Genomic DNA, 2,736 nt, shown 5'->3' with positions numbered 1-2,736 from the left:
CACCGATGAGATGCGGCAGGCGTTTCGGCAGCATGGCGTTAAGCAGGTCTTGATCGCCTACGACAATGATCCGGCAGGCAATGAAGCGGCGGTAAAACTGGCCGCAGAACTCACCGCCGTCGGTATCGCCGTGTTCCGGGTGGTGTTCCCCGAGGGCATGGATGCCAACGGCTATCTGTGTCAGGTCGCCGAGCCGGAACGGGCCTTCGGGTTGTTGCTGGACAGTGCCGTGCCGATGCAGGATGCGGCAGAGGTACAGGCAACCACCGCCACAGAGCGGGCCGCGCTGGCAGAACATCAGCCGGTTCCGGTGCCGGAAACGGTCAGCGCCTTAGCCGCCGGTATAGCGGCGTTGCCGTCGATGCCGAATGTGGTCTGGGAAACCGGCGCTAACGGCGAGATATCCCTCACGCTGGGCACGCAACAGTGGGGTATCCGGGGCCTGTCACAGGTGAAAGCCGGGGCGGCAGTGATGAAAGTCAATGTTCAGGTGGTTGATACCGACAGCGGCGTGATGTTCGCGGACAGCGTGGACATGATGAGCGCCCGCGGCCGGAACGGTTATGCGCGACTGGCCGCCACCGAACTCGGGCTGGCCGAAGGGGACCTGAGGCGTTCACTGGGGCAGGTGTTGCTGGTACTGGAACAGTGTCAACAGGCCGGAGCCGGTGAGCAAACCGAAACCCCGCCGGTTCCCGAACTGAGCGAAGACCAGCGGGTCGCGGCGTTAGCCCTGTTGCAGGACCCGCAACTGAGCGAGCGTATCACCGCGGACTTAGCCGCCTGCGGGGTGGTGGGGGAAAGCACCAACCTGCTGGCCGGTTACTTAGCCGCCGTCAGTCGCAAGCTGGAGCGTCCGCTGGCGGTGCTGATACAGAGCAGCAGCGCGGCCGGGAAAAGCAGCTTAATGGATGCCGTCCTCAATCTGATACCGGAGGAAGAACGGCTGCAATACAGCGCCATGACCGGCCAGAGTCTGTTCTATCTGGGGGAAACCAATCTCCAGCATAAAATCTTAGCCATTGCCGAAGAGGAAGGGGTGCGGCAGGCCGCCTATGCGCTTAAGCTGTTGCAAAGCGACGGCGAACTGACCATTGCCAGCACCGGTAAAGACGACGCCAGCGGGAATCTGGTCACCAAACAGTACACAGTGAAAGGACCGGTGATGCTGATGCTCACCACCACCGCAATAGATGTCGATGAAGAATTACTGAATCGTTGTCTGGTGCTGACCGTGAACGAATCGCGGGAACAGACCGAAGCTATCCATGCCTTGCAGCGCCATAAGCAGACCCTCGAAGGCTTACTGGCCGAGAATGAAAAGGCGTATATCACCGAACTGCATCAGAACGCCCAGCGGTTATTGCGCCCGCTGAATGTGGTTAACCCTTATGCCTCACAGTTAACGTTCATGAGCGATAAAACCCGCACCCGACGCGACCACATGAAATATCTCACCCTGATACAAAGTATCGCGCTGCTGCATCAGCACCAGCGCGAGGTGAAGACAGCCGAACACCGGGGCAAACGGCTTGAATATATCGAGGTGACCCAAGACGATATTAGCTTAGCAAACCGGCTGGCCCATGAGATATTAGGCCGCACGCTGGATGAGATGCCGCCCCAGACAAGGAAACTGTTGCTGCTGATACAAGAGATGGTGAAAGCGACGGCGGCAGCGCAGCAACGCCCGGTGAAAGATATCCGCTTTACCCGCCGGGATATCCGCAGTTACACCTACTGGAGTGACAGCCAGCTTAAACTCCACTGTCAGCGCCTGAGCGACATGGAATATCTGCTGACACACGGCGGCAGTCGCGGCCATCTGTTGCAATATGAACTGCTCTGGAATGGCGATAAAGCGGAGGAGGCTCACCTGTGCGGTCTGATTGAACCGGAAAATCAGGCGGCCAATAGTGTATATGACTCGCGCAAGTCTGGCCCGGATGAAGGCAAGTCGGGGTCAAGTCTGCCCCAAGTCAGGGCCAAGTCTGGTTCGCCAAAACCGGCGGCAAGCCGCAGTGACAAAGGGCTGAACGGTTCGCAAGTCGGGCGAGCCTGAAAAGGACTGTTCCGGCTCCCTAAAAATCAGGCCGTCGTACCGTACTGCCCCTTCATCAACGAACCCGAAAGCCAGAAAGGAAAGTGTGAATATGACTGGCGCAAGTCTGGCTCAAATGAAGGCAAGTCAGGGTCAAGTCTGCCCCAAGTCGGGGTCAAGTCTGGTTCGCCAAAACCGGCTGCAAGCCGCAGTAGCCAAGGGCTGAATGACTCGCAAGTCTGGGCAGACAGAAAAGCACTGTTCCGGCCACCTAAGAATCAAGCCATCGTACCGTCGTGATGTATCACACACTGATAACACTAACCGCTGTTCTCTACAGGAAATCACACCATGTCATCACCCGTTAAACGTCAATCCCACCCGCTGACCCTGCGCCAGCATCTGGACGCGTATCTGGATAACCTGCTGTTGCAGGGGGCGAGTCAAAAGAGCCAGTCCGCCCGTCATGAACGGCTGTCGCCGTTCGTCAACTGGTGCGAGGAACAGGGCGTAATATCCGCCGCTCAGGTCACCGGGCCGTTACTGGAAAACTGGCAGCAGTATCTGACCCAATACCGCAAGGCCGGCGGCCAGCCCTATACGCCGGACAGTCAGCGCCGACGCCTGCGGTCCTTACGCCTGTGGTTCGACTGGTTGCAGCAACAGCACGCTATCCCGGCCAGCCCGGCGACAAC

At 58.7% G+C, this 2,736-nt stretch carries 2 protein-coding genes; both read left to right on the top strand.

Features of this window, described 5'->3' with window-relative positions; all coding sequences use genetic code 11:
- Positions 1-2,062 (top strand): toprim domain-containing protein (locus CKY02_RS22715; RefSeq protein WP_112896977.1); only part of this gene is annotated, 2,062 nt, incomplete at its 5' end.
- A 330-nt stretch (positions 2,063-2,392) separates the two neighbouring features.
- Positions 2,393-2,736: site-specific integrase (locus CKY02_RS22710; RefSeq protein ID WP_167405361.1), on the top strand; the 344-nt coding region annotated here is incomplete at its 3' end.

The sequence above is a fragment of the Photorhabdus bodei genome (genome assembly GCF_003287735.1).
Taxonomy (GTDB): domain Bacteria; phylum Pseudomonadota; class Gammaproteobacteria; order Enterobacterales; family Enterobacteriaceae; genus Photorhabdus; species Photorhabdus kayaii.
Note: the sequence above shows the minus strand (reverse complement) of the source record. Positions and strands in the feature narration are given on the sequence as shown.